At 68.2% G+C, this 24,141-nt stretch carries 19 protein-coding genes; 3 read left to right on the top strand and 16 right to left on the bottom strand.

Going from position 1 to position 24,141, the window contains the following annotated elements; all coding sequences use genetic code 11:
• Positions 1-437 precede the first annotated feature (437 nt).
• The 4 genes from NQV17_RS29055 to NQV17_RS29040 all read right to left on the bottom strand — a co-directional run bounded on the left by NQV17_RS29055 (position 438) and on the right by NQV17_RS29040 (position 6,912).
• Positions 438-2,903, bottom strand: coding sequence for a glycosyltransferase family 4 protein (locus tag NQV17_RS29055; RefSeq protein ID WP_257774907.1), 2,466 nt, complete (start codon positions 2,901-2,903; stop codon positions 438-440).
• Positions 2,900-4,366 carry a flippase gene (locus NQV17_RS29050; RefSeq protein WP_257774906.1) on the bottom strand — a complete coding sequence of 489 codons (1,467 nt, stop codon included), beginning with the start codon at positions 4,364-4,366 and terminating at the stop codon, positions 2,900-2,902. The genes NQV17_RS29055 and NQV17_RS29050 overlap by 4 nt, the downstream gene beginning before the upstream one ends.
• A gap of 46 nt (positions 4,367-4,412) precedes the next feature.
• Entirely contained in the window at positions 4,413-6,605 is a 2,193-nt protein-coding gene (locus NQV17_RS29045) for a hypothetical protein (protein WP_257774968.1), read from the bottom strand.
• A gap of 103 nt (positions 6,606-6,708) precedes the next feature.
• The gene (locus tag NQV17_RS29040; protein ID WP_257774905.1) at positions 6,709-6,912 is read right to left on the bottom strand and encodes a hypothetical protein; all 204 of its coding nucleotides are present in this window, start codon (positions 6,910-6,912) and stop codon (positions 6,709-6,711) included.
• Between the two features lie 185 nt (positions 6,913-7,097).
• On the opposite strand from NQV17_RS29040, the gene NQV17_RS29035 reads away from it, so the two are divergent.
• From NQV17_RS29035 to NQV17_RS29025, 3 genes are read left to right on the top strand one after another with little or no spacing between them, the layout of a single operon-like run.
• On the top strand, positions 7,098-8,162 hold the full coding sequence (locus NQV17_RS29035; protein ID WP_257774904.1) for an acyltransferase: 1,065 nt from the start codon (positions 7,098-7,100) through the stop codon (positions 8,160-8,162).
• A gap of 35 nt (positions 8,163-8,197) precedes the next feature.
• A complete protein-coding gene (gene gmd, locus NQV17_RS29030) occupies positions 8,198-9,244 on the top strand; it encodes a GDP-mannose 4,6-dehydratase (protein WP_257774903.1) in 1,047 nt (348 codons plus the stop codon).
• Complete coding sequence (locus tag NQV17_RS29025; protein ID WP_124521895.1) at positions 9,231-10,184, top strand: NAD-dependent epimerase/dehydratase family protein; 954 nt, start codon at positions 9,231-9,233, stop codon at positions 10,182-10,184. The genes gmd and NQV17_RS29025 overlap by 14 nt, the downstream gene beginning before the upstream one ends.
• Positions 10,185-10,311: 127 nt before the next feature.
• Here the strand turns inward: NQV17_RS29025 and NQV17_RS29020 are convergent, their stop codons facing one another.
• From NQV17_RS29020 to NQV17_RS28965, 12 genes are all read right to left on the bottom strand, one after another.
• Complete coding sequence (locus NQV17_RS29020) at positions 10,312-11,505, bottom strand: O-succinylhomoserine sulfhydrylase (protein WP_044843825.1); 1,194 nt, start codon at positions 11,503-11,505, stop codon at positions 10,312-10,314.
• Positions 11,506-11,765: 260 nt separating this feature from the next.
• Positions 11,766-13,298, bottom strand: coding sequence for an amidophosphoribosyltransferase (gene purF, locus NQV17_RS29015; protein WP_044843824.1), 1,533 nt, complete (start codon positions 13,296-13,298; stop codon positions 11,766-11,768).
• Positions 13,299-13,349: 51 nt separating this feature from the next.
• Positions 13,350-13,844: a CvpA family protein gene (locus NQV17_RS29010; RefSeq protein ID WP_044843823.1), complete on the bottom strand. Its 495-nt coding sequence runs from the start codon at positions 13,842-13,844 to the stop codon at positions 13,350-13,352.
• Positions 13,845-13,850: 6 nt separating this feature from the next.
• Positions 13,851-14,699: an SPOR domain-containing protein gene (locus NQV17_RS29005; protein WP_257774902.1), complete on the bottom strand. Its 849-nt coding sequence runs from the start codon at positions 14,697-14,699 to the stop codon at positions 13,851-13,853.
• A gap of 29 nt (positions 14,700-14,728) precedes the next feature.
• Entirely contained in the window at positions 14,729-16,039 is a 1,311-nt protein-coding gene (folC, locus tag NQV17_RS29000) for a bifunctional tetrahydrofolate synthase/dihydrofolate synthase (protein WP_257774901.1), read from the bottom strand.
• A 100-nt stretch (positions 16,040-16,139) separates the two neighbouring features.
• On the bottom strand, positions 16,140-17,012 hold the full coding sequence (accD, locus tag NQV17_RS28995) for an acetyl-CoA carboxylase, carboxyltransferase subunit beta (protein WP_044843820.1): 873 nt from the start codon (positions 17,010-17,012) through the stop codon (positions 16,140-16,142).
• A gap of 64 nt (positions 17,013-17,076) precedes the next feature.
• Positions 17,077-17,895, bottom strand: coding sequence for a tryptophan synthase subunit alpha (gene trpA / locus NQV17_RS28990; protein WP_014899950.1), 819 nt, complete (start codon positions 17,893-17,895; stop codon positions 17,077-17,079).
• A 41-nt stretch (positions 17,896-17,936) separates the two neighbouring features.
• On the bottom strand, positions 17,937-18,788 hold the full coding sequence (locus NQV17_RS28985) for a site-specific DNA-methyltransferase (protein ID WP_257774900.1): 852 nt from the start codon (positions 18,786-18,788) through the stop codon (positions 17,937-17,939).
• Positions 18,789-18,797: 9 nt separating this feature from the next.
• A complete protein-coding gene (trpB, locus tag NQV17_RS28980) occupies positions 18,798-19,991 on the bottom strand; it encodes a tryptophan synthase subunit beta (protein ID WP_044843817.1) in 1,194 nt (397 codons plus the stop codon).
• Between the two features lie 56 nt (positions 19,992-20,047).
• Entirely contained in the window at positions 20,048-20,749 is a 702-nt protein-coding gene (locus NQV17_RS28975; protein WP_257774967.1) for a phosphoribosylanthranilate isomerase, read from the bottom strand.
• A complete protein-coding gene (truA, locus tag NQV17_RS28970; protein WP_257774899.1) occupies positions 20,746-21,558 on the bottom strand; it encodes a tRNA pseudouridine(38-40) synthase TruA in 813 nt (270 codons plus the stop codon). The genes NQV17_RS28975 and truA overlap by 4 nt, the downstream gene beginning before the upstream one ends.
• Complete coding sequence (locus NQV17_RS28965) at positions 21,558-23,720, bottom strand: FimV/HubP family polar landmark protein (RefSeq protein ID WP_257774898.1); 2,163 nt, start codon at positions 23,718-23,720, stop codon at positions 21,558-21,560. Before NQV17_RS28965 ends, truA begins: the two co-directional genes overlap by 1 nt.
• Between the last annotated feature and the right edge of the window lie 421 nt (positions 23,721-24,141).

Genomic DNA, 24,141 nt, shown 5'->3' with positions numbered 1-24,141 from the left:
CGGCGGGTACGACGTACCGAAGTACGCAAGCCGCGGCGTCATGCGCCGCCTGGGCGGCTGCACGGCGGTCGCGTCGCCCAACCCCTCACGCGATCCGCGGCAGGACCACACGGCGCCGCTCCTGGCGTCCCGCGCAGCGATTCCGAGCCGGGCGGCGGCCGGATTCACGCCCGCTGCAACGCATCGCTCCGCCGCCCGAGCGCATCGTCGGTGCAGCCTCCATCCTGCGATCCGGGCCGGCCCCGGATTCCGCCGCTCACGCTCACGCAATCGCTCGCCTTTGCGCGAATTACGGATTTGTCACGTACGGCGTGCCAGATGCGCGACAGGCTCGGCTCCGCCCAAAGCGCAAAGCCCCCATGCAGCGCATCACCGCATGGGGGCCCGGTTCCGCGGGTTCACGACGACACGCTTCACATGCCGCCGCCGGCCGCCACCTACCGCTTCTTCGCCTTCGCGGCCTTCGCCGTATCCGCGAGGATCTTCTCGACCCGCGCCACATAGGTTTCGGTGCCGAACCGGCGCACCGCGGTCGCCCGCCCGCTCACGACGAGCCGCTCGCGCAGCGCGGCGTCGTGCTGCAGCCTGCCCAGCGCATCGGCCAGCGCGGCCGCGTTGCCCGGCTCGCAGAGCAGCCCGTTTTCGCCGTCCTCGATGATCTCGACGACCCCGCCCGCGCGGGCCGCGACCACCGGCCGCCGCGCGAGCATGCCCTCGACGATCACGCGCCCGAACGGCTCCGGCGTGATCGACGTATGCGCGACCACGTCGACCGCCTTCATGCACGCGGCCACGTCGCGCTGGAAGCCGAGGAAATGGACACGGTCGTCCATCCCGTGACGCGCGACGACCTCGTGCAGCTGCGCCGCGTATTCGTCCTCGCCGAACAGCGGCGCGCCGACCAGCACCACGTGCATGTCGGGATGGCGAGCCGCCGCCTCCAGCAGCAGGTGCTGCCCCTTCCAGTGCGCGAGGCGGCTGAACGAGCCGACCAGCCATGCGTGCTCGGGCAGCCCGAAGCGCGCGCGCAGCGCGGCCTGGCTCGCATCGTCCAGCGCGTCGAACGGTTCGGCCGAAATGCCGTTGAACACGACGTCGACGTGCTGCGGCGTGAAGCCCGTCAGCGCACGAAATGCCTGCGCGGACGCGTCGGAGTTCGCGATCACGCGCGTGACGCCGAGCCGCGCGCAGTACTTGATCGCCATCAGCTGCTTGCTGCCGAAATGGTCGCCGCTGACGATGTCGCGCAGGTGCCAGACCACCGGCTTGCGCGCGAGCCGCCCGGCCAGCGCGGCGACCACCATCGCGCGCTGCGTGTTCGCGTAGATCACCTCGGCGCGGCGTGCGCGCCGCGCGACGTCGCGCACGAGCGCGACCAGCTGCTTCAACGCGCCGGCCGACACGCCGCCCTGCTTGCGCACCCCGGCGAGCGCGCCCTGGTCGAGCACGTCGACGCGCGCGCCGATCTCGTCGAGCGCCGCGCGGAACGGGCCGTCGTCGAACAGCAGCACGTCGGCGTTCGCGCGCATGTGCTTCATGATCTCCAGCAGCGACAGCTCCGCACCGCCGAGCACGCCGCTCTGGTCCAGCACGAGCGTCGCCGGGCCGCGCGCGGCCGGCATCGGCGCGACGGCCGTGCCGCGCTGCGCGGTCGAGCCGGGCAGCGCCGTCTCCACGTAATCGAGAAAGCGCCGCCGGAACGTGTCGGCGGAAAAGCGCTCCGCATTCGCGCGGCACGCGTGCGCCGTGAAGCGCTGCGGCGCGCGCTCGAAATCGTCGACCGCCGCGACGATCGCATGCGGCGTCTGTTCGTCGAAGAACAGCCCGGTCGGCTGCGCGTGCGCGCGCGGCTCGAGCACGGTCTCGAGCGCGCCGCCCTTGCCGTACGCGATCACGGGCGTGCCGCACGCCTGTGCCTCGACCACCGAAATCCCGAAATCCTCCTCGGCCGCGAACACGAACGCCTTCGCGCGCCGCATCCGGTCGTGCAGCACCGCGAACGGCTGGTAGCCCATGATCTCGACGTTGGGGCCTGCCTTCGCGCGGATCTTCTGCATCTCCGGGCCGTCGCCGATCACGACGAGCTTGCGCTCCGGCGTGCGCGAGAACGCTTCGACGATCAGGTCGATCTTCTTGTACGGCACCATCCGCGACGCCGTCAGGTAGAAATCGTCCTTCGCCTCGTTCAGCGAGAAGCCGTCCACGTCGACCGGCGGGAAGATCACCGCCGCATCGCGGTGATACACCTTGCGGATGCGTCGCGCGATGAACGCGGAGTTCGCGACGAAGCCGTCCACCGCGTTCGCGGTGCGCGTGTCCCAGTTGCGGATGTAATGCAGGATCATCCGCGCGAGCAGCGACTTCGGCCCGTGCGTCAGGTTCGACTGTTCCAGATACTGGTGCTGCAGGTCCCACGCGTAGCGGATCGGCGAATGCACGTAGCTGATGTGCATCTGGTCCGGCCCGGTCAGCACGCCCTTCGCGACCGCGTGGCTGCTGGAGATCACGAGGTCGTAGTCCGACACGTCGAGCTGCTCGATCGCGAGCGGCATCAGCGGCAGGTAGCTGCGGTACTTGGTGCGCGCGAACGGCAGCTTCTGGATGAACGAGGTCGTCACCGGCTTGCCGCGCACGAACGCGCGGTCGTCGAGAAAATCGACGAGGCTGAACAGGTCCGCGTCGGGAAAGCACGCGACGATCTGTTCGAGCACGCGCTCGGCGCCGGCGTACGTGACGAGCCAGTCGTGGACGATCGCCACGCGCAGCGGGCGCGACGCATCGCGCGCGCTCGCCTGCCCGGCCGGTTTGGCCCGGCGCAGCGTGGCTGCGTCGCCGGCTTCGGCCGCGGCGGCATCGGCCGTGGCGAGGTTCAGGATGGCGTGTTCCGCCAGATCGCGATTCATATGGTTTTCCTCGCATTGAGACGGACGAACAGGTCACGCACCAGCGCGCGCAGGGCCGGCGTCATCGTGAACGACCACGCCAGGTTCAGCGCCAGCACGACCGCGCAGAGGCCGATCGACTCGCCGAGCCCCGACCACGCTTGCGCGAGAAACAGGCTCGCGAGCAGGAAGGCGAGATGCGCGAGCATGTCGAGCACGATCGCGCGCATCCGGATCGCCGACAGGTAAAGCAGCACGCCGTAGTCGACCAGCGCGCGGGTCGCGACGACCACCGCCGCGCCGATCAGCCCGAAGTGATGAATGCCGAACCACAGGCCGCCGACGAAGAACGGCATCTCGATGAGCCCGGCGAACGCGGCGCGCGCCGGGTTGACCTGCGACTGGATCAGGATCCGCGTGACGCTCGCCTGGCCGACGAGCCACACGCTGATCACCAGCACGCGCCCGACCGGCGCGGAATGCGCGGCGAGATCGGCGCCGACCCACAGCGTGAGGAACGGCGCGAGCGCGAAGATCGCGACGATGCCGACCGGCGTGAACACGCCGTTCAGGAATTCGAGCGACTGGCGCGCGAGCGTGTCCGCGTGATCGCGGCCGACCGCCGACAGGCGCGGGAACAGCGTGCGCACCAGCGCGTTCGGCAGCATGTTCAGCCGCGTGACGAGGTTCTGCGGAACCGTGTAGTAGGTGACGAACTTCGCGCCCATGCCGGCGCCGAGCATCACGCGATCGAGCGTATCGGCGACCATGCTCGCCGTGCTCGCGATCAGCATCCAGCCGCCGAAGTTGAACAGCCCTTTCGCGGTGCCCCACTGCGGCGGGTCGATGCGCCGGATCCCGAGCACCTTGATGCTCGCGTGACCGAGCATCACCGCCGCGATCAGCCGCGCGACGACCGCGGCGGCCAGCACCGTCTGCAGGTTCGGCGCGATCCACCACGCGGCGCCGAGCGGCAGCAGCTGGAACAGGAACGTGCCGATCGTCTGGTTCGTGTTGAACACGCCGAACCGCTCGGCGCCGTTGATCGCGCCGGCGAACACCCACGACACGTTCGCGAGCGGAATCGCGAGCGCGAGCCACGGCAGCGCGAGATACACCTCGTGCTGCATCGCCGCCGACACCTTCGTGAAGTACTCGGTGTAGATGAACGCGCCGAAATAGATCAGCAGCCCGCCGACGACGCCGGTGCCGAGATTCAGCCAGAACGCGCTCCAGAACACGCGCGCGCTTTCGTCGGCGTTGCCGCTCGCGAGCGCCTTGGAGATGTGGTTCTGCGCGGCCATGCTCATCCCGAGATCGAGGATCCCGAAATAACCGATCAGCGTCCACACGAGGCTGACGACGCCGTAGCGTTCGACGCCCAGCGCGTGGATATACGCGGGCACCGTCACCAGCGACACGAAGGTCGGCAGGATCAGCCCGATGAAGTTGATCGAAACGTTCTTGAGTATGCCTTTGTCCATGCTTCTGCCTTGTGTGACGGCGACTGCAACGACGGTGCGCCGCCCGTCACGGTTTCCAGCGATACATCAGCACCTTGCCGCGCGCGTCTTCCTCGACGAACACCAGGTATTCGCCGTTCTCGCGCCGGAACGCGCTGATGCCGAACGGCACGTCGACCCAGCCCGACGCCTTGCCGACCTCGGCGCCCGGGCTCATCACGCCGACTTCCTTGCCGGTTTCCTTGTCGTACACGTGGATCTTCCCGACCGGCTCCACCGTGAAGATGTAGCGGCCCTCGACCGTGATGCCGATCAGGTCGAGGATCGGCTTCGCGTCGAGCTGCCACGGCAGCGCGACCGTGTAGCGCACCACCGGCGAGCCGCTCGACCACTTGTCGAAGCGCACCAGCACGCGGCCGATTTCCTTGTTGATGCCGGGCTGCGGCGGCGCGTCGGCCGTGTAGCCCGTCACGTACAGCGTGTCCGTCTGCGGCTCGTAGATCGCGCGGCGCAGCTGCGTGAACGGCTGCGGCATCGGATAGGTCGTGACCTTGTCGTACGAATAGATCGGGTTGCCGGCCTTGTCGACGCCGCCGTAGCCGAAGCGGTGAATGCCGCGCACGTCGCTCGTGCGCCAGATGTCGCCCTTCGTGTCGACCCACCAGCCCCAGCCGCCCGCCTTCGCCTTGCCGGTCGTGTTGGTCGTGAACTCGTCCTCGTCGAGCCGGCCGTTGCCGTTCGCGTCGCGCCAGATCCAGTCGCCGCCCGGCGGCTTGTTCGGCACCTTGTCGACCGGCCGCGCACGGCCCGCGATCAGGCCCGACGGAATCGCGACCTCGCCGTCGCGCTTCGCGTCGAACCGGTAGATCTTCAGGTGATCGGCGTACATGTCGGTCAGGTACAGGAACGTGCGGCCGTCGACGCGCCGCGCGAACGGCATGCCGGGGTACTGGTCCGTGTGGAACACGGGATCGTCCGGATACTTGAAACGGTTCGACAGGAAGCCGGCGTATTTCCAGCCCTGGCCGGGCGGCTTCGACAGGTCGAGCTCGAAGCGCTTGTTGCCCGTGTACACGCTGTTCGGCCGTGCGGGATCGAGCCACGCGCCGTCGACGAACAGCAGCCCCTGCACCTGCCAGCGCAGCTTGCCGTCCGGCGTGTAGCTCTCGAGCACCGCGCCGAGCCCCGCGCCGATCGTGTCGTGGCGCGGCCCGATGCCGTTCATCGACACGTACACGTTGCCCGCGCGATCGACGCCCACGCCCGTCAGCCCGTTGAAACGTTGCGGCCCGGGGCGGCCCGGCACCGGGCCCGCGAAGATCCCGCCGCGCTCGCCGAGCGTGCCGGACGGCGCATAGCCGTTGCCGCCTTTCGAGAAAATCAGCACCTGCTGGCGCGGGCCGTTGTCCGCGACCAGCACGCGCCCTTTCGCGTCGACCGCCACGTCCACCGCGTCGGTCCCCTCGGGCAGCGTGGGCGCGTCGTCGAGCTTGCGGCCGTCCGCGCGCACGTGCACGAGGTGCGCGGGCCCGTTGAGCGTATCGGTGAGCAGCCACAGCGTGCCGTCGCCGGCGAGCGCGATGCGGCCCGGCTCATGCGCACTCCACGTGCCTTTCCTCTGCATCGTTTCGGCGTCGTACACGTCGACTTCGTCATGCGAAGGATTCGTCGCGAACAACGTCTTGTCGTCGGCCGCGAGGCCGCCCACTTCCGCCTTCAGCTCACCGACTTCCGACCGCGCGGGCGCCGCCACCTCGTTCATCACCATGAAGCTCGCGGCCATCCGCGCCCGGCCCGCATCGGCGCGCCCGCCGGGCGCGACCTGCGGCGCCGCGCGGAACGGCGCGGGCTGCTTCATGTCGCCGACCGTGCGCCGCGAAATGCCGTACCACTGCTTGCCCTTGTCCGGCCAGATGCCGGGCGACTGCAGATGGCCGCGCTCGTTGCCGACGCCGATCGCGACGTATGCATACTTGCCGTTCACCGCGACCGCGTTGCCGCCGAGATTGCCCCAGCCATGCGTGCCGCCCGCGAAGCCGAGCATCTTCCCGTCCTGGTAGACGCTCGCCTCGGCGCCGCTCTCGTCCCACGGCGCGTTCGTATACACCTTGCCGTCGGGCGTCACCGCGATCGCGCGAATGTCGATCTGCGTCCAGCTGCCGTCGCCATAGCCGAACGTGTTGCCGATCCACGACGTGGTCGCGGGCAACACGGTTTCAGCCGGTGCGGCGCTCACGGACAACGCCGCGCATACCGTCATGCCAACCAGAATCAGACGTCGCAATGCGCTCTCCAGACTCGATGCGAAAGCGACCGGCGCCGTGGCGTGCTGCCTGCCCGGATGACCTGTCGCTAAATGGGTTTCAAACGTCGCGATGCAGGTTACAAGCGAAAATAATCACAAGAAATTTGGAAATATTTGGGGATGTTTCCGCCTGAAATATTGAACCGGAATCGTCCGGAATAGCCCCGGCGAAACGGAAATAACGACCGCCTTTCACGCGGCGATCCGTAGAAAATTCCGCTCCGGCCCGCCCGACGGCCTCCCTGGCCTGCAAATCTTTCATCTCGTGATTGAAACGACCGGCATTTGAATGTTTTCAGCCGAATAAATGACATGCGTTTTTTTGCCGATTTCTTTTCCCTAGAATCGATTTCGAATCAATATTCCCTTTAAACGCATGCATTACGTTCACGCATCGGATGCGCGGCGCGCCGCGGCATCGGCCGCGCGTCGCGAAGGAGCGGCGCGATGACGGGCATCTCGCGCACCGCCGACCTCGCCCCGCCGCAACACGGCCGCATCGTGCAGCTCGACGGGCTGCGCGCGATCGCCGTCGGCGCCGTGTTCCTGCAACACGCGCTGAAGGCGCCGCTGTGGATGGGCGTCGACCTGTTCTTCGTGCTGAGCGGCCTGCTGATCACCGGCATCCTGCTCGAGCGCAAGGCGCGCGGACAGTCGTACTTCAGCCACTTCTACGCGCGCCGGGTGCGCCGGATCCTGCCGCCGTATGTGCTGCTGCTGGTCGTGTCGACGCTGCTGTTCGGCGCGAGCTGGCTGCCGCACTGGCCGTGGTTCGCGTTCTTCTCGACCAACATCGGGCTGTCGCTCGGCAGCATCGGCCACGACAGCCTGAACGTGCTGTGGTCGCTCGCCGTCGAGGAGCAGTTCTACATCTTCTGGCCGTTCGTCGTGCTGTGGTGTTCGGAGCGCGCGCTGCTTTGGATCGCCGCCGCGCTGATCGTCGCGGCGCCCGTGCTGCGCGCGATCGCGACACCGTGGTTCGATTCGTTCTGGCCGATCTACTACCTGACGCCGTTCCGGATGGACCTGCTCGCCGCGGGCGCGCTGCTCGCGATCGTGCTGCGCCGCGACCGGCGCGCGCTGGAGCCGTTCTATCCGCTCGCGATCGTCGGCGCGCTCGTGTCGCTCGCGATCCTCGGCTGGCTGCACCTGTCGTTCCCGCGTTTCCGCGCCGCGAACACGCCGCTGTCGAACGCCGCGCTCTACAGCATCTCGCTGCTGCTGTGCACGTCGATCGTCGTGATCGCGCTGCGCGGACGCGGCCTCGTGCAGCGCGTGCTGACGAACCCGCTGCTCGTGTACGTCGGCACCGTCAGCTACACCGTCTACCTGATTCACCTGAGCGTGCTGTACGCGCTGTGGCCGCTGCACCTGAACCGCTTCGTCACGGCCGCGCTCGCGCTGGCCATCACGCTCGTGTACGCCACCGTGAGCTGGTACGGCTTCGAGCGGCGCCTGACCCGCGGCCCCGCGCGCAGCACGGTACCCGCCGCCGCGCGCACGACCGCCTGAATTTCTCAATCCATCGTTTCGACCAGGACATTGCCATGAGCCAAACTCGCAAGAAGGCCATCATCACGGGGATCACCGGGCAGGACGGCGCCTACCTGACCAAGCTGCTGCTCGACAAGGGCTACGAAGTCACGGGCACCTACCGCCGCACCAGCTCGGTCAACTTCTGGCGCATCGCCGAGCTCGGCGTCGACACGCACCCGAACCTGTCGCTCGTCGAGCACGACCTGACGGATGCCGGCTCCAGCCTGCGGCTGCTCGAACGCACGCAGCCCGACGAGCTGTACAACCTGGCCGCGCAGAGCTTCGTCGGCGTGTCGTTCGACCAGCCGGCGACGACCGCCGAGGTCACGGGCGTCGGCCCGCTGAACCTGCTCGAGGCGATCCGCGTGGTGAGCCCGAAGACGCGCTTCTACCAGGCGTCGACGTCCGAGATGTTCGGCAAGGTGCAAGCGATCCCGCAGACGGAGACGACCGCGTTCTACCCGCGCAGCCCGTATGGCGTCGCGAAGCTGTACGCGCACTGGATGACCGTGAACTACCGCGAGTCCTATGACCTGTTCGGCTGCAGCGGCATCCTGTTCAACCACGAATCGCCGCTGCGCGGCCGCGAGTTCGTCACGCGCAAGATCACCGACACCGTCGCGAAGATCAAGCTCGGCAAGGCGACCCGGCTCGAGCTCGGCAACCTCGACGCGAAGCGCGACTGGGGCTTCGCGCTCGAATACGTCGAAGGGATGTGGCGGATGCTGCAGGCCGACGAGCCCGACACCTACGTGCTCGCGACCAACCGCACCGAGACCGTGCGCGACTTCGTGCAGATGGCGTTCGCGGCCGCCGGCTACCAGATCGAATGGACCGGCAAGGGCGAGCAGGAACGCGGCCTCGACGCGTCGAACGGCAACGTGCTCGTCGAAGTGAATCCGAAGTTCTACCGCCCTGCCGAAGTCGACCTGCTGATCGGCTCCGCCGAGAAGGCGAAAGCCAAGCTGGGCTGGGCGCCGGAGACGACGCTCGAACAGCTCTGCCAGATGATGGTCGAAGCGGACCTGACGCGGAACCGGCACCATGACACGTACTGAAGCCAGGCGCCCGTCGCGCCGGGCGTTCGTCACGGGCCTGGCGGGCTTCACCGGCCGCTACATGGCGCAGCGGCTCGCTGCGGCCGGCTACGACGTGTGGGGCACCGTGGCACCCGGCGCGGCGCGGCCCGACGATCCGGCGCTCGCCCACTGCACGCTGCTGCCGGTCGACCTGCTCGATGCGGACGCGACCCGTGCGGCGCTCGCCGATGCGCGGCCCGATGCGGTCGTGCATCTCGCCGCGCGCGCGCACGTCGCGCAGGACGAGCCGTCGCAGACCTACGCGGTCAACATCGTCGGCACGCGCAACCTGCTGGCCGCGCTCGCGGGCCTCGACCGCCGCCCGTCGGCGGTGCTGCTCGCCAGCAGCGCGAACATCTACGGCAATTCGACGGCCGGCGTGCTCGACGAAAGCGTCGCGCCCGCGCCCGCGAACGACTACGCGGTCAGCAAGCTCGCGATGGAATACGCGGCGAAGCTGTGGGCCGACCGCCTGCCGATCGTGATCGCGCGGCCGTTCAATTACACGGGCGTCGGCCAGGACGATGCCTATCTGCTGCCGAAGCTGGTGTCGCACTATGCGCGCAACGCGCCGCGCATCTCGCTCGGCAATCTCGACGTGAGCCGCGATTTCTCCGACGTGCGCGACGTGACGGCCGCCTATCTGAAGCTGCTCGAAGCCGCGCCGGCCGGCGAGACGTTCAACATCTGCTCGGAGCGCGCGTATTCGCTGAAGGAAGTGCTGGCGATGCTGTCGCGAATCGCCGGCTACGTGATCGACGTGACGATCGATCCGCGCTTCGTTCGGCATAACGAAGTAAAAAGCCTGAGCGGGTCGCGCGACAAGCTGCGGCGCGCGGTGGGCGAGCTGCCCGTGACGCCGCTCGACGAAACCTTGCGCTGGATGATGGACGCGATGCGCGACGCGCGGGCCGGCTGATTCCGGCAACGCTCGTCGTACTTCGTCATGAAAAACACCCCAAAGATTGGATCTAGTCCAACTTTTGGGGTGCAGTTCATGTCGAGCGGCCCGTCGTCATGCCGACCCTGAAACCGGCGCCGCCCGCTCAGCCCTCGAGGCCGCGCGCGAGATCGTTGCGCAGGTCGCCCGCGTTTTCCAGGCCGACCGCGAGGCGGATCAGCCCTTCGGTGATCCCCGCGGCCGCACGCGCTTCCGGCGTGATGCGCGCGTGCGTCGTCGTCGCCGGATGCGTGATCGTCGTGCGCGTGTCGCCGAGGTTGCCGGTGATCGAGACCAGCTTCGTGCTGTCGATCACGCGCCACGCGTTCGCGCGCTGCTGCTCCGGCGTGTCGCCCTTCAGCTCGAACGATACGATCGCGCCGCCCGCCTTCTGCTGACGCTTTGCGAGTTCGTGCTGCGGATGCGATTCGAGCCCCGGATAGAACACGCGCTTGACCGCAGGATGCGAATCGAGCCAGCGTGCGATTTCCAGCGCGTTCGCCGACTGCTTCTCGACGCGCAGCGACAGCGTCTCCATCCCCTTCAGCAGCACCCACGCGTTGAACGCCGACAGCGTCGGACCCGCGCTGCGCACGAACGGGAACACCTTGCCCATGATGAATTCCTTCGAGCCGACCAGCGCGCCGCCGAGCACGCGGCCCTGGCCGTCGAGGAACTTCGTCGCCGAGTGCATCACGACGTCCGCGCCGAGCTTCAGCGGCTGCTGCAGCACCGGGCTGCAGAAACAGTTGTCGACGACGAACAGCGCGTTCGCGGCCTTCGCGATCTTGCCGATCGCCTCGATGTCGGCGAGTTCGGTCAGCGGGTTCGACGGCGTTTCGAGGAAGAACATCTTCGTCTCGGGCCGCACCGCTTCCTGCCATGCGTTCAGGTCGGTCGGATCGACGAAGGTCGTCGTGATGCCGAACTTGCTGAAGATCTGCGAGAACATCCCGAGCGTCGAGCCGAACAGGCTGCGCGAGCTGACGAGGTGATCGCCCGCCTGCAGCGCGGACATCACGACCGACATGATCGCGGCCATGCCCGACGCCGTCGCGATGCAGGCCTCGCCGCCTTCGAGCGCGGCGAGACGATCCTGGAACATGGTGACGGTCGGGTTCGTGAAGCGCGAATAGGTGAAGTAGTCTTCCGAATTCGCGAAGCGCTCGGCTGCCTCGGCCGCGCTCGTGAAGCAAAAGCTCGACGTGAGGAACAGCGCTTCCGAGTGCTCGTTGAAGTCGCTGCTGCGCAGCGTGCCCGCGCGCACGGCGAGCGTGTCGAAGTTGAGGGAGTCGTCCATGTTCCGTTATCCGTATTCGAGGGGTCGCGCCGAGGGTCGTGCATCGGGCGCGCGCCCAGCCACAAAAATCAGGCCAAAACAAAAAGCCCGCTATGCGTCGGCATCAGCGGGCTTCGGTGCGGTACGACAGCGATCGACTCGGGCCGGCTGCCGCCGGCCTTCGCTTTAGCTGTTTTGGGAAGTCGCCCCGCGTCCGCAAGCTGAATCAAATCGACGCAAGGCCACATCCTATCACGCTTCATCCGAAGCGTGCGCCGGCATCACTCGACCGACAGCTGCAGGTTCATCTGCGAACGCGCGGTGTCGCCTGCCGTGTCGCGATCGGCCTGCGACGCCGGTGCGAGACGGGCGCGCTCGATCGCATCGAGGTACTCGGGCGTCACGGCGCCGGTGATGTAGTTGCCGTCGAAGCACGACGCCTCGAAGCCCTCGAGCTTCGGGTTGATGTCGCGCACCGCGCGGCGCAGGTCGTCGACGTCCTGATAGATCAGGTGGTCGGCACCGATGATCTTCGCGACTTCCTCGTCGGTGCGGCCGTGTGCAACCAGCTCGCCGCGCGTCGGCATGTCGATGCCGTACACGTTCGGGAACTTCACGGGCGGCGCCGCCGACGCGAAGATCACCGACTTCGCGCCCGCATCGCGCGCCATCTGCACGATTTCGTGCGAGGTCGTGCCGCGCACGATCGAGTCGTCGACGATCAGCACATGCTTGTCCTTGAACTCGATGCTCATCGCATTGAGCTTCTGGCGCACCGACTTCTTGCGCACGGCCTGGCCCGGCATGATGAAGGTACGGCCGACGTAGCGGTTCTTGAAGAAGCCTTCGCGATACTCGACGCCGAGCTTCGCGGCGACCTGCATCGCTGCCGGACGCGACGAATCGGGAATCGGCATCACGACGTCGATCGGCACGTTCGGCAGCTCGCGCTTGATCTTCTCGGCGAGGTAGTCGCCCATGCGCAGGCGCACGTTGTAGACGGGCACGCCGTCGAGGCACGAATCCGGACGCGCGAGATACACGTATTCGAACATGCACGGATTCAGCGTCGGGTTCTCCGCGCACTGCTGGCTGTGGAAGTTGCCGGCCTTGTCGATGAAGATCGCTTCGCCCGGCTGCACGTCGCGCACGAATTCGAAGCCGATGCCTTCGACCGCCACCGACTCCGACGCGACCATCCATTCGGTGCCGTGTTCGGTCTCGAGCTTGCCGATGCAGAGCGGGCGGATGCCGAACGGATCGCGGAACGCGACCAGGCCGTAGCCGGCGATCAGCGACACGATCGCGTACGAGCCCTGCAGGCGGCGATGCACGCCCTCGACCGCCTTGAACAGCGCGGCCGGATCGAGTTCGAGGCCCGTCGTCGACAGCTGCAGCTCGTGCGCGAACACGTTGAGCAGCACTTCGCTGTCGGAATTGGTGTTGATGTGCCGGCGGTCGATCCGGAACATCTCGTCCTTCAGCTGTTCCCAGTTCGTCAGGTTGCCGTTGTGCGCGAGGATGATCCCGAACGGCGCGTTCACGTAGAACGGCTGCGCCTCGGCTTCGCTCGACGCCGAGCCGGCCGTCGGATAGCGGACCTGGCCGATGCCGAAGGTGCCGGGCAGGCTGCGCATGTTGCGCGTGCGGAACACGTCGCGCACCATGCCGTTCGCCTTGTACATGTGGAAATTGCTGCCGTCCGCCGTCGCGATGCCCGCTGCGTCCTGACCGCGATGCTGCAGCAGCAGCAGGCTGTCATAGATCAGCTGATTGACGGGGGCTTGGGAGATAACACCTACGATGCCGCACATGGCATGTCCTTCAAGATGACAAAATCGGTTCCGTCCTGCCCGGCCGCGTCGTCACACGCGTACATACTGGGCCATGCCGTCGGGCAGGAGCTGCTTCAGCTCGTGCACGCCCTGTTCGGCGAAAGGACGCAATAGCGCATTGCGCCAGAAATCCTGTTTGGGCAATTCGGTCAGCCCGGCCGCCGCGACCAGCAGCACCACCAGCACGCAGCCGCGGACGAGCCCGAACATCATGCCCAGCGAGCGATCGACCCCGCCGAGGCCCGTCGCCTGCGCGATCCGCGACAACAGCGCGTTCGCGACACCCGCGACGAACACGACGCCGATCACGATCAGCGCGAACGCGATCACCCACTGTGTCAGCGCGCCGCCCGGCCAGTTCGCCGGGATATACGGCACGACCAGTCCGACATAGCGGGCGGCGATCGCGATCGCCGCGATCCAGCCGATCAGCCCGAAAATCTCGGAGACGAAACCGCGCCACGCGCCACGCAGCGCAGACAACGCGATCACCGCCAATACAGCGTAGTCGAAAGCCGTCAGCATCGCACGTTACTGCGTGAGTCCGGCTTCGCGCACCTTCGCGATCGCGGCGGACGCCGCCGCGCGATCCGCAAACGGTCCGGCACGCAGCTGGCTAGCCGTGCTGCCGTCCGCCTGCTTGCGATGCTCGACATATGCGGGCACGCCCGCCGATTTCAACTTGGTGGCCCACGAACGGGCCGTTGCGTCGTCCTTGAACGAGCCGAGCTGCACCGCGAAGCGCGCACCGGCCGGCGAGGCCGGCGACGAAGCGTCGCCGCTGTCGGCCGCGGCGTCGGCGTTCGCGACCGCCGCGGGCGCCGGCTTCGGCGCGGCCGGCTTCGCCGCGGGTGCGGGCGCGGCCGTGGCCGGCTTCGCAGCGGGCTTCGGCGGCGTCACGCTCGCCGTGGTCGTCGAGGGTTCGGGCTTCGCGGCCGGCTTGGCCATGTCCTTCTCCGCGGGGGCCGGAGCGGCCGCCACCGCGGCGTCGGAGGCCGGCGGCTCGTCGTGCGCGACGCCCGCCTGCACGTCGGACGCGTCGTCGTCACGCGGCGCGACCGCCTGATGCGCGGGCCGGTTCGGAATGTCGATCGCGATGTCGTCCGTCACCGGCTTCGGGTGCGAATCGAGCACCATCGGCAGCACGATCACCGCGGCGACGACGAGCGCGATCGCGCCGACGAGGCGCCGGCGGGCGCGTTGCTTTTCAGGAAGGGTCGGATCGAGGAGCAGCGCGTCCGATTCCGGACGCTCGGTGCGGCGCGTGCGCCGCTCGACGCGTTCAGTGCGCTCCGTGCGCACGTTCCGGGAGGCCCCGGTACGACCGCCGCGCCGCGGGGGCGCGTCGTCGTCTTTCTTGCCGAACGAGAAAATTCCCATGAATGGCTGAGTCCGAAACTGCCCTTCAGTCAGTGTTGCTGCGATTTCCGGTAGGCCATCACACCCGCCACCGTATGGAAACTGCCGAAAACCACGATTCTATCATTCTCGGATGCTCTTTTTAGTGCATCGCGAAACGCTTCGGCGGGCGACGCGTACCGCGTCACGCTCGAATCGGCCCCGTCCTCCACGCCGGCCTTGCGCAGCGCGGCTTCGAGCTGCTCCGCGCTCGCCGCGCGCGGCAGCGGCAGGTCGGTCACGCACCAGTGGTCGATCTCGCCCTTCAGGTGCCGCAGCACGCCGTCGATGTCCTTGTCGTGCATCGCGCCGAACACCGCGTACGTGTACGGGAAGAAGCCCATGTTGCCGAGATTCTGCTCGAGCACGGCCGCCGCATGCGGGTTGTGCGCGACGTCCAGCACGATCGCCGGCTTGCCGGGCAGCACCTGGAAGCGCCCCGGCAGCTCGACGTTCGCGAGCCCGAGCCGGATGTCCTGCGCGGACACCGGCAGCAGCGGGCGCAGCGCCTCGAGCGCGGCCAGCGCGGCCGACGCATTGATCAGCTGGTTCGCACCGCGCAGCGCCGGGTAAGCGAGCGCCGGATAGCGCTTCTCGCGGCCGAGGTAGCTCCATTGCTGGCGCTCCGCGCCCGGCTGCGCTTCGTAGCGGAAATCGCGGCCGACCAGCCACAGGTCGGCGCCGATCGCTTCGGCATGCTCGACGAGCGTGTTCGGCACTGCGGGATCGCCGCAGATCGCCGGCTTGCCCGCGCGGAAGATCCCCGCCTTCTCGAACGCGATCTTCTCGCGCGTGTCGCCGAGGTATTCGGTATGGTCGATGTCGATGCTCGTGACGATCGCGCAATCGGCATCGATGATGTTGACCGCATCGAGCCGGCCGCCGAGGCCGACTTCGAGGATCACCGCATCGAGCCCGCGCGACGCGAACAGGTGCAGGATCGCGAGCGTCGTGAATTCGAAATACGTGAGCGACACCGGCTCCGGCAGCGACGTGCGCGCCGCTTCGACGGCTTCGAAGTGCGGCAGCAGCTCGGCGTCGCTGACCTGCTGGCCGTTCACGCGCGCCCGCTCGCCGAATTCGAGCAGGTGCGGCGACGTGTGGCAGCCGACCTTGTAGCCCGCGTGAACGAGGATCGCCTCGAGGAACGCGCAGGTCGAACCCTTGCCGTTCGTGCCGCCGACCGTGATCACGGGGCACGCGAATTCGAGCTGCAGCGCCGCCTTGACCTGCCCGATGCGGGTGAGGCCCATGTCGATGCCGACCGGGTGCGCGCGTTCGAGATGCGAAAGCCACGCGTCGAGAGTGGGAAAAGTGCTCATCGGATCAAATCTGAATCGGTACCGCCACTACGCCAAAAAACGAAACGCGCCGCCCGGCGGTTCAGCCGGGCGACGCGCGCAGTTCACAACGCCGCGCCAATCAGGCCAGCGCGTCGGCCGGCTGTCGCTGCAGCAGCGCGAGCAGTTGCGCGATCTCGTCGCGCATCTTGCGGCGATCGACGATCATGTCGATCGCGCCCGTCTTCAGCAGGAATTCCGCGCGCTGGAAGCCTTCCGGCAGCTTTTCGCGAACCGTCTGCTCGATCACGCGCGGGCCGGCGAAGCCGATCAGCGCCTTCGGCTCGGCGATCACGACGTCGCCTAGGAACGCGAAGCTCGCCGACACGCCGCCCATCGTCGGGTCGGTCAGCACCGAAATGAACGGCAGCTTGGCTTCGGCCAGCTTGGTCAGCATCGCGGTGGTCTTGGCCATCTGCATCAGCGACAGCAGGCTTTCCTGCATCCGGGCGCCGCCCGAAGCGGTAAAGCAGATGAACGGCACCTGCTGCTCCAGCGCATTCTGCGCGCCGCGTGCGAAGCGCTCGCCGACGACCGAGCCCATCGAGCCGCCCATGAACGAGAACTCGAAGCAGGCCGCGACGACGGGCAGCGTGTGGATCGCACCGCCCATCACGACCATCGCGTCGGTCTCGCCCGTCTCGTCCATCGCTTCCTTCAGACGATCGGGGTACTTGCGGCTGTCCTTGAACTTCAGCGAGTCGACCGGCACGATTTCCTGGCCGATTTCATAGCGGCCTTCCGGATCCAGCAGCCCGTCGAGGCGCTCGCGCGCGCCGATGCGCATGTGGTGATCGCACTTCGGGCATACGTGCAGGTTCGCGTCCACGTCGTTGCGGTACAGCACGGCCTCGCAGGACGGGCACTTGACCCACAGGCCTTCCGGAATGCCCTTGCGGCTTTTCGGGTCGGTCTGCTTGATCTTCGGCGGCAACAGTTTGTCGAGCCAGCTCATCGTATGGTTTCCTGTTCCGTGGCGGGACGGGCCGACCGGCCCGTTCCCGCTTCCTGTGTTGTGTTTATCGCGCCGTGTTGCCGGCGCCGTCCAGGGCGGCGCGCAGCTCGGCAATGAAAGTCTTCAGCGCGGCGGCGGCGCCCTCCGGCGCGGCGCTCTCGAGCAACTGCACCAGGCGGCTGCCGATCACGACGGCGTCCGACACTTCGGCCACCGCGCGCGCCGTTTCGGCGTCGCGGATGCCGAAGCCGACGCCCACCGGAACCGGCACGCGCGACTTGATGGCCGGGATTTTACCCGCAATGCTCGAAACATCCAGATTTCCGGCGCCGGTCACGCCCTTGAGCGACACGTAATACACGTAGCCGCTCGCGATCTTGCCCACGTCGGCGATGCGTTCGTCGGTCGACGTCGGCGCGAGCAGGAAGATCGGATCGATCTGCGCGGCACGCATTTTCTCGGCGAACACGCCCGCTTCCTCGGGCGGATAGTCGACGACGAGCACGCCGTCGACGCCGGCCGCCTGCGCCTCGGTCGCGAACGCGTCGACGCCCATCCGCTCGATCGGGTTCGCATAGCCCATCAGCACGACGGGGGTTTTCGGGTCGGTCTCGCGGAAGCGCTTCACGTCGGCGAGCACGCTCTTCAGCGTGACGCCGCGCGCGAGCGCGCGTTCCGACGAGCGCTGGATCACGGGGCCGTCGGCCATCGGGTCCGAGAACGGCACGCCGAGCTCGATCACGTCGGCGCCGCCTTCGGCGAGCGCGTGCATGAATTCGACGGTCTTCGCGGGATCGGGGTCGCCGGCCGTGATGAACGGGATCAGGCCCTTGCGGCCTTGTTCGGCGAGTGCGGCGAAGGTCTGCTGGATACGGGAGGACATGGCAATTTTCCTTGATGCGATCGGCGACTCGGCGGCGCGACTCACGCGCACGCCGGCGCGGCGAGCGCGCTCACGCGCTCGTGCGCGATCGCGCAATAACTTTCGTTGATCTCGTAGCCGACGAAGTCGCGCCCCTGCCGTGCGCAGGCCACCGCGGTCGTGCCGCTGCCCATGAACGGATCGAGCACGCGGCCGCCCGGCGGGCAGCTTGCGAGCACCATCCGCTCGATGATTTCCAGCGGCTTCTGGGTCGGATGATCGACGCGCTCCGCGTGCTGCCGATGCAGGCGCGAGACCGACCAGACGTCCTTCGGGTTGTAGCCCATCTCCAGCCACTTGCTGCCTTCGAACAGCTTGCGCGAGCGGGCCTTCTTCGTGTCGGCGTCGTACGGGATGCGGACCGGATCGAGATCGAAGTAATACGCCTTGGAAACCGCGAAAAAGCCGATGTTGTCGTGCACCGACGTGAAACGGCGCGTCGTGCCGCCCATGCTCGGCACGCGCCGGTCCCAGATGATCTCGTTGACCATCGTGAGCTTCGTCTTCAGGAAACTGAAGATTTCCGGCGCGTACTGCCACGTGCAGAAGATGTACATCGACCCGCTCGGCTTGAGCTTCGGAATCGCGAGCTCGAGCCACTCGCGCGTCCACGCGAGGAAATCGTCGCCCGAACGCTTGTCCGAGTCGTTGCCGTAGTCCTTGCCGAGCCCGTACGGCGGATCGGCGACGATCAAGTCGATCGACGCATCCGGCAGGCGCGCGGCTTCGGTCAGAAAATCGCGGTTGTGCAGCTCGATCCCGGACGGCCGTGCGCGCGGCACGGCGACGGCAGGCTGCACCGCCTCCGCTTCGCTCGCGGCGCCGCCGCCCGGTTGTTCGATCAGGTCACGCATCGGTCGGGGTCAGAGCGCGATGCCCGATCGCTCGGCGACCGTGTGCATGTCCTTGTCGCCGCGGCCCGACAGGTTGACGAGCAGGATCTTGTCCTTCGGCAACGTCGGCGCGAGCTTCACGCCGTACGCGATCGCGTGGCTCGACTCGAGCGCGGGGATGATCCCCTCGATCCGGCAGCAGTCGTGGAACGCCTTCAGCGCCTCGTCGTCGGTGATCGGCACGTACTGCGCGCGGCCGCTGTCCTTCAGCCATGCGTGCTCGGGGCCGACGCCCGGATAGTCGAGGCCGGCCGACACCGAATGCGTCTCGATGATCTGGCCGTTGTCGTCCTGCAGCAGGTACGTGCGGTTGCCGTGCAGCACGCCGGGGCTGCCGGCGATCAGCGACGCCGCGTGACGGCCGGTGTCGAGGCCGTCGCCGGCCGCTTCGACGCCGATCAGCTGCACGGAAGCATCGTCGATGTACGGGTAGAAGATGCCCATCGCGTTCGAGCCGCCGCCGACGCACGCAATCACCGCGTCCGGCTGCCGACCGGCGAGTTCCGGCATCTGCACCTTGCACTCGTCGCCGATCACGCGCTGGAAGTCGCGCACCATCGCCGGATACGGGTGCGGGCCCGCGACCGTGCCGATGATGTAGAACGTGCTTTCGATGTTCGTGACCCAGTCGCGCATCGCTTCGTTCAGCGCGTCCTTCAGCGTGCGCGAACCCGATTCGACCGGCACGACCGTCGCACCGAGCAGCTTCATCCGGTAGACGTTCGCGGCCTGGCGGCGCACGTCCTCGGCGCCCATGTAGACGATGCACTCCATGCCGAAGCGCGCGCAGATCGTTGCCGTCGCGACGCCGTGCTGGCCGGCGCCGGTCTCGGCGATCACGCGCTTCTTGCCCATCCGCTTCGCGAGCAGCGCCTGGCCGATCACGTTGTTGATCTTGTGCGCGCCGGTGTGGTTCAGGTCCTCGCGCTTCAGGTAGATCTGCGCGCCGCCGAGCGTCTCGCTCCAGCGCTGCGCGTGATAGATCGGCGACGGACGGCCGACGAAGTACTTCAGTTCGCGCTCGTATTCGGCGACGAAATCGGGGTCATTGCGGAATTTTTCATACGCCGTGCGCAGTTCGTCCAGCGCGTGAATCAGCGTTTCGGCGACGAACACGCCGCCATACGGGCCGAAGTGGCCCCGATCATCAGGAAGGTTGTACATGGTGTCACTCTCGATCGGTCGGTGCGCCCCGCTCGTCGGGGCCGCACCGGCTTGCATCACCCGGCGTCCGCTGCGCGCACCGCGCGTACGAACGCCGCCATTCGGGCATGATCCTTCACGCCCTTCGCGCCCTCCACTTCGATGCCACTCGAGACATCGACAGCAAACGGACGCAACTGGCGGATCGCATCACCGACGTTTTGCGCGTTCAAGCCACCACTCAAAACGGCCCGATGCGCGAGCTCTGCGGGAATAAGTGACCAATCGAAGACCTTGCCGCTACCGCCGTAATCCGGCACCAGGGTGTCGAACAGGAGGCCGCGCGCTTTCGAATAATGAAGAGCCGATTCTACCAAATCGGCCGGCTGCGTCGAGGGGCCGACGCGCACCGCGCGCAACCACGGCAAGCGCGCCGCGCGGCCGAGGGCGTCGCACTGCTCGGGCGTCTCGTCGCCGTGCAATTGCAGCATCGTGAGCGGCACGTCGCGCACGACCGCCTCGATCTCGGCTTCGGTCGCGTTCACGAACAGCCCGACCACCGACACGAACGGCGGTGCGAGGCTCGCGAGTTCGGCCGCCTGCGCGATCGACACCGCGCGCGGGCTCTTCGGATAGAACACGAGGCCGATCGCGTCGGCGCCGAGCGCGGCGGCATGCAGCACGTCCTCGGGGCGCGACAGGCCGCACAGCTTGATGCGCGTGCGCGGCGCGAGGCCGGCCGCGGCGGAGGTCGAAGAAGACACGGCGTGATCCGTCATGGTTGTGGGTCCAGGTCGGCCCAGACGCTGCTCCACGGCACGCTGCCGAGCTGCGCGGGCGGGACGGCGAATTCCGCCGGGTAGCCGACATGGGCGAGGTACAGCCCGTCGGCCATGAACGTGGGCGCCGCGAGATTGCGATCGCGCCCGGCCAGCACGTCGGCAAGCCAGTCGGCCGGATAGCGGCCGCGCCCCACTGCCACGAGGCAGCCCATCAGGTTGCGCACCATGTGGTGCAGGAACGCGTTCGCGCGGAAGCGGAAATGAATGAAGTGGCCCGCGCGCCGCACGTCGATCTGGTACAGGTGCTTGACCGGCGTCTTCGACTGGCATTCCGACGACCGGAACGACGAGAAGTCGTGCTCGCCGATCAGATGCGCGGCGGCCGCGCGCATCGCGTCGTCGTCGAGCGGCGTGTGGATCCAGCCCGCGCGGCCGGCCAGCATCGGCGAGCGCACCGGATGCACGTACAGCGCATAGTAGTACGTGCGTTCGAACGCCGAGAAGCGCGCGTGGAACGCGTCCGGCATCGGCTTCGCCCACTGCACGGACACGGTCGGCGGCAGAAAGGCGTTGGTGCCGCGCACCCACGAGAAATCCGCGCGATCGAGCGCCGTATCGAAATGCACGACCTGTCCGAGCCCGTGCACGCCCGTGTCGGTCCGCCCCGCAACCGTCGTGTGCAGCGGCACGCACGCGAATGCGCCGAGTGCGCGCTCGAGCGCATCCTGCACGGTCTTGCCGTGCGGCTGCGCCTGCCAGCCGCAGAACGCGGCGCCGTCGTACTGAATCCCGAGCGCGATCCGCATCACGCCTCGTCCGCCAGTTTCGCGAGCAGCGCACGCGCATCGTCGCGCGTCGCGGCGTCGTTCGCGTCGACCACTTCCTGCAGCAGCGAGCGAGCGCCGGACAGGTCGCCCAGTTGCACGTACTCCGACGCGAGATCCAGCTTGTTGCGGGCGATGCGGGCGAGTTCTTCCGGCGTCAGCGCGGGCAGCACGGCACCCGGCGCGGACGGCAGGTCGAGATCGAAATCCAGCTTCAGCGCGCCGAACTGCGCGACGCCGAGCGGCGGCAGCGACGACGGCGCGGCGGCACCGCCCGTGTGAGGCGCTGGCGTTGCCGCGTCCGGATCCCAGTCGAACTCGTCGTCGTGGTCGGCCGGATGTTCCGGGGACGGATCGGTCGCGCCGACCGGCGGGTGCGCGGCGGATTGACCGTTAGTTGCGATTCGCTCGCCTTCGGCTTGCCCTTCGCGTGCGGGCGGCTCATCGGCCGTACGCGGCGGCAGCGGCATGTCGAGGCTGTTGAGCGCGCTAATCGCGTTCTGCATCAGCGCTGCGTGCTGCGCGTCGTTCGTCGCGGGTGCGGCGGGCGTGACGAGCGGCTCGTCCGCGGCCGGTTCCGCGACAGGCTTCTCGTCGTGCGGGGCCGGCGTTGCGTCGCGCTCGGGTGCGACATGCGCGGACGATGCTTCCGCCCGAACGTCGTGCGGCTGCGCCGTTTCCGACGGCGACGGGATTTCGGGTTCGTGCGTCTCGAACGTCTCCGCCGCTGCGGCGGCGGCCGTGACCAGACCCACATCGGCGGCCGCGTCGCGGGCCAACGGCGTCTCGGGGAGAACCGGCGGCACTGGCTCGGTGGACGCGACAGGCGACGACGATGCCTCGTCGTCGGCAACAGCCGTCCCGCCGGATGCCGGTGCGGTTTCGTCGGTCGGCCGCGCTTTCCGGCGCTTGCGCCACGCAAAACCGGCCGCCAGCACGACCACGGCGGCGCCGGCCGCTACGGCCGGACGCCAGTCGATCTGTTCCGAACCGCGTGCAGGCACAGCGGTCGCCGCCGGCACGGCCGGCTGCACGGGCGCCGATGCCGGCTGCACCGCACTCGCGGCCACGCCGGACGCCGCTTCGCTCGCAGCCGACGACGACGCGGCAGCTGACGCCGCCGCATCACTCGCGCCGTTCGCGCCGTTCGCGCCGTTCGCGCCGTTCGCGCCGTTCGCGCCGTTCGCGCCGTTCGCGCCGTTCGTGCCGTTCGTGCCGTTCGTGCCGTTCGCAGCGGGACGCGGCGCAGCGGGCGCCGGCGCCGGTGCAACATTGTTCGTCGCGGCCGGCTTCCCGATCCCGTGCTTCTGCAGTTCCATCAGCACGCGGTTCTTCAGCGCGAGCAATTGCTGCAGGCTCGACGGCCGCGGCTGCGACGCACCCGCGACGGGCGCTGTCGCGGACGGTTCGTGCATCCCTTGAGCCGCACCGCCCGGTCCGGCCTGCGTCGCGGCCTCGCTGGCGGACGACGGTGCGGACTGGATCGCGCCGTTCCACACGTGCGGCCCGCTTGCGCCGGCCGCAGCCGCGGGCGACTGGACGGATTCGACCGTCGACGCGCCGTGCGCGGCGGACGCGCCGCTCGAAGCCGACGCGCCTGCCGCTACCCCGGCTGCGACCGTGACGCTCGCCCCGCTGACCGGCGCCGTATGCGCGGCCGATACGGCCGGCGCGGTTTGCACGGCCGCCCCCGGATGCGGCGCGGACGCGCCATGCTGCGTGACCGCCGCCGTGCCCGACGCGGCAACCGGCGCGGACGCAGCCGACGCCCCCGACGCAGCAGCCGGCACGAGCGCCGCGCCGGTCGCATCGAGCGCCGGCACCGTCAGCGTCGCGCCGACTTTCAGGCGGCTCGGGTCGTGCTTCATGAACGCCTGCGGATTGGCGTCGAACAGCGCGCGGCCGGCGCGCGCGAGCACGCCCGGATCGTGCGATTGCGTCGCGGCTTTCGCGAGGTCGTTCAACGACTGGCCCGGCTGGACCGTCACGTTGAGCGGCGCGGCACCGCCGGCGGCGGACGCCGGCAGCTCGCCGGCCCCGGCCGCCCAGGCCGAAGCGGCCGCGCCGAGCGCCAGGATCGCCAGCGCGCCACGCACGGCGCACGCCAGACGGGACTGACGCGGAAACAAGGAAATTCGGGACATCGTAGGCTCTATCGCCGCGCGCGGGCGCGGCTCGGATTCGCGTAGGAAAGCGTCAATAAAGTCGCCGCAGAAATGCAAAAGCGTCGCGCAGAACGCGACGCTTTGGGCGGCTCTGCGCGTCGTAGCCGCATAGTTTACTTCACACGATCGCGTTCCGGCCGAATTCGTCGCCTGCGGATGCGGCCGTCCGCGCCCGAGCCGTAACCCCGCGGCCGATCGCATCGGGCCGTCGGTGTGCGAATCGCGCGAAGGCATCGCCGATCCGGGCACTGAATCGCACGCGCCGGTTTTGTCAAAAGAGGATCATCAATCGATGAAAAACCGGACGACGGTATCGGGTTCCGGAACGAATTCGGCCCCTCCTTGTACTTCGCGTCGCATCGATTCCTCGTGCCAACGGATGGCAATGCAGGAAAAGCCC

It is taken from the genome of Burkholderia sp. SCN-KJ (assembly GCF_024656005.1).
Lineage (GTDB): Bacteria > Pseudomonadota > Gammaproteobacteria > Burkholderiales > Burkholderiaceae > Burkholderia.
Note: the sequence above shows the minus strand (reverse complement) of the source record. Positions and strands in the feature narration are given on the sequence as shown.